Raw genomic sequence first — 5,610 nt, 5'->3', positions numbered from 1 at the left:
GTGGTCTCGAACAATGCCGGCATTGACGGCGCCGGCCTCGGCCTGCTGCTTGAGACGCGCCAGATCCGCAAGATGATCTCGTCCTATGTCGGCGAGAACAAGCTGTTCGCGCAGCAATATCTGGCCGGCGAGCTCGAGCTCGAATTCAACCCGCAGGGCACTCTGGCCGAGCGCATCCGCGCTGGCGGTGCCGGCATCCCCGCCTTCTTCACCAAGACTGGGGTGGGCACGCTGATCGCCGAGGGCAAGGAAGTGCGCCATTTCGACGGGCATGATTACGTGATGGAGACGGGGCTGTTCGCCGATGTCTCGCTCGTGCATGCTTGGAAGGGCGACACGGAAGGCAACCTGATCTATCGCAAGACCGCGCGCAACTTCAATCCGATGATGGCCACCGCCTCGCGCATGACGATCGCGCAGGTGGAGCATCTGGTGGAGCCGGGTGCGCTCGATCCTGACCACATCATCACGCCGGGCATCTACGTCAAGCGCATGATCCATGTGCCGGATGTCGAGAAGATGATCGAGAAGCGTACCACCCGCGAAAAGCCCGCAGCCTGAATCACGCGTGAAGGAGAACAATCATGGCCTGGACCCGTGAACAGATGGCCGCGCGCGCCGCGAAGGAATTGCGCGACGGCTTCTACGTCAATCTCGGCATCGGCATTCCGACGCTGGTCTCGAATTACATCCCCGAAGGCATGAGCGTGCAGCTGCAGAGCGAGAACGGCATGCTCGGCATGGGCCCCTTTCCCTATGAGGGCGAGGAGGATCCCGATCTGATCAATGCCGGCAAGCAGACCGTGACGGAACTGCCGACAACGAGCTTCTTCTCGTCAGCGGACAGTTTCGCCATGGTGCGTGGCGGCCATATCGACCTGTCCATCCTCGGCGCCATGCAGGTGGCCGAGAACGGCGATCTCGCCAACTGGATGATCCCCGGCAAGATGGTCAAGGGCATGGGCGGCGCGATGGATCTCGTCGCCGGCGTCAAGAAGGTCGTGGTGGTGATGGAGCATGTCGCCAAGGGCAAGGACGGCTCGGAATCGCCGAAGCTCCTCAAGGCCTGCGACCTGCCGCTGACCGGCACCCGCGTCGTCGACATGGTGATCACCGATCTCGGCGTCTTCTCCATCGACAAGGAGGGCGATGGCGGCATGACCCTGATCGAGCTGGCCGACGGCGTCAGCGTCGATGAGATCAAGGCGAAAACCGAAGCCGCGTTCAAGGTCGCGGTGTGAGTGGCGGCTGCGTCCGAGAATGAAAACGGCCTGCCGGGTGGCAGGCCGTATACGTTCAAGATCAGAGAAGAGTGCTCAGAGGGTGTATTTCCAAGACATAATCGTTCCTTTCACGAACCGCATTCTTTGATAGCGAAGATAGCCGTTGCACCAGTCGGTTTCAAGGTGTCTTCCATTGGTCGTAGAGCCATTCCATGTCCTCCCAGATCGCGTCGACACTCGCTTTGCGCTCTCCATCGATCCAGGTTGAGAGAGATCGCCACGTCTTGCACACCACATAGTCGAACTGCTTGCGCATGAGCGGCTCGTCGACGAGGCCATGGCGGCAGCATGTCGCCATCTCCTCGATGAAGTTGAGGACGTGATTCACGTCGAGCTTGTTCTCATTGAGATAGGCGTTGAGTGCGCCAGCATCACCGTTCTTGTCGAGAATGCTCCTGAGGGTCGCGCGTGCCTCCCGCATCTCCGGATGATTCCAGCGTTCACCGAAACGGATCGCCTCCCGGCGCAACAGAAACGCGTCATGGGCTTCTTCACGCTGCTTGCGCAACTCCTCACGAGCATCGGCTCGCTGTTCCCGCTCGATTTCCGCGTCGCGGGTCGAGATCTGGAAGCCGAGAAGGCGTGCGGTGAAAAAGGCCGTGGTGATCTGCGCGGTCGCAGCGGCGCCCACGGCGAAAAACACCAGTGTTTCGATCGTGTCGCCCGAAACGGCCCAGAATACGATGGTAAGCAGAACCAGCACCAGAGCGGCCACAGCCGAAAACCTGATTGGGAAGTGAATGCTGACCTGGCTGATCTTATCTGTCGCTTGCATTGCTTCACGCCTCACTCAAAATTTAAAATTGTGTTTCTGTTTTCGTAAATCACAAATAAATTATGTCGAAAGTGCGACAGAATGTCCGGGTCGTCTCCCGCGCAATTTTGGCGGTGGTCGCGCTTTGAGCGACCATGATGGCATACAGATGGATCTGGCATACGCTCGCTGATCCGTACGGGCCGAAACCCGGCAATGAGGTTCAGGGTGCCTGGGAACGGCGGCGCTGCCCAAAAAAATCGAATCCGGTGCACGAAGGCCAATGACGACATCCCGATGCCCGTGAAAATCGGGTCCGGACGTAACCGGCCTGGCACTGATGCCGGCATGCCTTGCGGAGATTGTGAAGCCTAATCACCGCATGAGATGCGGCGATTGGGCTTGATCACTGCAACCGCCAGGAACCCGCTACGGCAAACCGAAGATCTTCAACACCCGTCATAGCAGCCGGTTCAAAGGGTGGGAGAATACGAACCCGGCCCCCTCTATCCCCTCACGCCGCCCGACGTTCCTTCCACCAGTCCTGCGCCTGATAGCTCCAGTAGGTCAGCTGCACTGCCGCCGTGCCGAAGGGGCCGCCGTTCCAGGCGAGGCCGAAGGGTTCGAACAGGCGGATGCGGTCGCTCTCGCCGGTGATCGCCTCGGCGACGACGCGTCCGCCGATCGTGCTGGTGTTGAGCCCATGGCCGCCGAAGGCGGTGCAGTAATAGACGCCATCGCGCAAGCGTCCGATCTGCGGCATCAGATGGCGCGCATAGGACATCAACCCTGACCATGCGATCTCCACGCGCAGATCCGACAATTGCGGATAGGTCGAGACCATCGTCTTGCGCAGGAGCGCGGCGAGGTCGCGCGGCTCGGCCCGGCGGGTGGTGATACGCCCGCCCCAGAGCAGCCGCCGACCGTCATCCACCAGGCGGTAATAATCATTCGCACGGCGGTTGTCCGAAATCGCGCAGGGGCTTGTGACGGCCTGCGCGATCCGCTCGGGTGCCGGCTCGGTGAGCAGCACATAGGTCGCGATCGGCAGATAGGCCCGGCGCAATTCCGGGACAAGATCAGTAGTATAGCCACCCCCGGCGAGGACGACGTCGCGCGCGCGCACGCTGCCACCGATCGTGCGCAGGCGTTTCTCCGGCGCATTGAGCACGGCGCCGATTGCCGCGCTGTTCTCGAAGATGGCACCACCATGGGCGATGATATCGCGGGCAACGGCTCTGGCATAGTTCAGCGGGTGAAAATGGAAGGCCTGCGGATCGTGGAGCGCATCGCAGTACTTGTCGGAGCGCAGGACTGCGCCGACGTCCTCGCGCGGCATATAGTCGAGATGATAGCCGAAATCGCGGGCGAGTTGATCACGACGCTGCATCAGCGCGTCACGAGCCGGATAGCGCATCACGCCGATCTTGCCGTGGACCGGCTTGCATGCGTCGCGCGCACCGAGCGCATCGACGTTTCCGCGCACCATGTCGGCCCCCTCGATCGAGAGCCGGTAGAGCGCTTTTGCGCGCTCGGCGCCGGTATAGAGCGATATCAGCGAGAGGCTGGCAGCGTAGCCCGGCGAAACAAAGCCGCCATTGCGCCCCGACGCGCCCCAGCCGACGCGTTCCGCTTCGAGCACGACGACGCGCTTGCCGGCGCGCGCGAGCTCCCGTGCCGCCGTCAGTCCGGCGAAGCCGCCACCGATGATGCAGACATCCGCTTCATGCTCGCCTTCGAGCATCGGATAAGCCGCCGTATCCGAGAGTGTGCGTGCGTACCAGCTGTCGATATAGCCCATGTATCGTCCTGCCTTGCGATTGCGTCGCAGGATTTAAGCGCATCTTGCGGCATTTCGCCATGGCGATGTGTGAAGGCGTCCAAGGCCGCAGCACCGCTCGACACCGATGCCGGGCGCAAATCCGGTCGCCTCAACCCGTCTTGGCCACGAGCCCGAGTTCCGAGAGCTTGGCGTGGATATCGGCGATGGAGCGTTTCAGCTTCAGGCTTATGACCGAATCGGTAACGCCTTCATTCACCATCTCCCGCAATTGCTGGACTTCCTCGTAGCTCCAGGGCCGATCGTGCAGCTTGTCATTGGCTGACATGGGAACCTCCTTGCAAACCGCGTCGTTCGAGACAGGTTAACGCCGCAGACCCTCGCTGGTTCGACGCGCCATTGCGCGCAGCCCTGCCGAATCTGTGGAGGGCGCTTTGCACGGCCTCCACATGGTGGAGTGCTGTGTTATCACCCCATCTGGTGCAATGCGGCGGGAGCGGGCATGACGGTCGGTGTGGATATGGGGGTGACGGGTCCGGGCGAGAGCCGGGCCATGCTGGATCTGGAGGAGCTTCTGGCCACGCGTCTGCTGGTCCAGGGCAATTCCGGCTCTGGCAAGTCGCATCTCCTGCGCCGGCTTCTCGAACAGAGCGCGCCCTGGGTGCAGCAGGCGGTGATCGATCCGGAGGGCGATTTCGTCACGCTGGCCGAGCGCTTCGGCCATATCGTCGTCGATGCCGAGCGCGGGGAGGCTGATCTCCAGCGCATCGCCGCGCGGGTGCGCCAGCACCGGGTTTCCGTCGTGCTCAATCTCGAAGGGCTTGAGGCCGAGCAGCAGATGCGCGCGGCGGCAGCCTTTCTCGGCGGGTTGTTCGATGCCGAGCGCGATCACTGGTACCCGATGCTCGTCGTCGTCGATGAGGCACAGCTCTTCGCGCCCACCGCTGCGGGCGAATTCTCCGACGATGCGCGCAAGGTCTCGCTCGGCGCCATGACCAATCTGATGTGTCGCGGGCGCAAGCGCGGGCTCGCCGGCGTCATTGCCACGCAGCGTCTCGCAAAGCTCGCCAAGAATGTCGCGGCCGAGGCCTCCAACTTCCTGATGGGGCGCACCTTTCTCGATATCGACATGATGCGCGCCGCCGATCTGCTTGGCATGGAGCGCCGGCAGGCGGAGGCATTCCGCGATCTCGCGCGCGGTCATTTCATCGCGCTCGGCCCCGCCCTGTCACGTCGCCCGATCCCGATTCGCATCGGCGATGTGGAAACGCAGGCGCGCTCGACTTCGCCGAAGCTGATGCCGCTGCCCGAGCAGCCTGCGGACGAGGCGCGCGATCTGATCTTCGCTCCGCCCACGGCCGAGGAGCGCGAACTCGAGCGCGAGCAGATCCAGCGCCGGCCCGCTCCTGCGCCGATGCCCTCGACCAACGATCTCCTGGCCCAGGTGGTACGCGAGCGCCCGGCCATGACGGCGCCCGAGGAACCTATTCATGATCCGCAGGCCCGCGAGGCGGGGCTCAACGCGGTGATGGGGGAGATCCTTTCCGATCAAGACGCGTCGTTTCGCTCGCATGCGGTGCTGTATCAGGATTTTCTGGTGCGCTGCCGGATCCGGCGCGTCCCCGGTGGCCCGCCCGATCTCGCAGAGTTCCGTCGTCGCCTTACCGTGGCGCGCGCGGGCGTCGATGCGCAAACCGCCGAGAACCCGCAATGGGACGAGGCTCTGCGTTGTGCCGAGGGGCTGCCCGAGGACATTCAGGGCGTCTATCTGCTTTTTGCCCGCGCGGCGCTCG

At 63.0% G+C, this 5,610-nt stretch carries 6 protein-coding genes; 3 read left to right on the top strand and 3 right to left on the bottom strand.

Annotation, left to right across the window (positions count from 1 at the left end):
* Both VKP01_RS10685 and VKP01_RS10680 read left to right on the top strand, forming a co-directional pair.
* Positions 1 to 561 (top strand): CoA transferase subunit A (locus VKP01_RS10685; RefSeq protein ID WP_324412127.1); only part of this gene is annotated, 561 nt, incomplete at its 5' end.
* Positions 562 to 584: 23 nt separating this feature from the next.
* Positions 585 to 1,241, top strand: coding sequence for a CoA transferase subunit B (locus tag VKP01_RS10680; RefSeq protein WP_324412126.1), 657 nt, complete (start codon positions 585 to 587; stop codon positions 1,239 to 1,241).
* Between the two features lie 160 nt (positions 1,242 to 1,401).
* Here VKP01_RS10680 and VKP01_RS10675 read toward each other — a convergent pair whose 3' ends face one another.
* From VKP01_RS10675 to VKP01_RS10665, 3 genes are all read right to left on the bottom strand, one after another.
* Complete coding sequence (locus VKP01_RS10675) at positions 1,402 to 2,073, bottom strand: DUF4760 domain-containing protein (protein ID WP_324412125.1); 672 nt, start codon at positions 2,071 to 2,073, stop codon at positions 1,402 to 1,404.
* A 478-nt stretch (positions 2,074 to 2,551) separates the two neighbouring features.
* Positions 2,552 to 3,838 (bottom strand): FAD-binding oxidoreductase, encoded by a 1,287-nt coding sequence (locus VKP01_RS10670; protein ID WP_324412124.1) that lies wholly within the window; start codon positions 3,836 to 3,838, stop codon positions 2,552 to 2,554.
* Positions 3,839 to 3,968: 130 nt separating this feature from the next.
* Positions 3,969 to 4,145, bottom strand: a complete 177-nt coding sequence (locus VKP01_RS10665) for a hypothetical protein (RefSeq protein WP_324412123.1) — start codon at positions 4,143 to 4,145, stop codon at positions 3,969 to 3,971.
* A 174-nt stretch (positions 4,146 to 4,319) separates the two neighbouring features.
* Between VKP01_RS10665 and VKP01_RS10660 the strand changes: the two genes are divergently transcribed.
* A partial coding sequence (locus VKP01_RS10660; RefSeq protein WP_324412122.1) for an ATP-binding protein occupies positions 4,320 to 5,610 on the top strand: 1,291 nt, incomplete at its 3' end.

This window comes from Saliniramus sp., from assembly GCF_035311605.1.
Lineage (GTDB): Bacteria > Pseudomonadota > Alphaproteobacteria > Rhizobiales > Beijerinckiaceae > Saliniramus.
This window is presented reverse-complemented; position numbering and strand designations above follow the sequence as displayed.

Excerpts from the sequence above, each read along its gene's own strand:
- VKP01_RS10680 (WP_324412126.1), top strand. The coding sequence starts at position 585 with ATGGCCTGGACCCGTGAACAGATGGCCGCGCGCGCCGCGAAGGAATTG.
- VKP01_RS10670 (WP_324412124.1), bottom strand. The coding sequence starts at position 3,838 with ATGGGCTATATCGACAGCTGGTACGCACGCACACTCTCGGATACGGCG.
- VKP01_RS10665 (WP_324412123.1), bottom strand. The coding sequence starts at position 4,145 with ATGTCAGCCAATGACAAGCTGCACGATCGGCCCTGGAGCTACGAGGAA.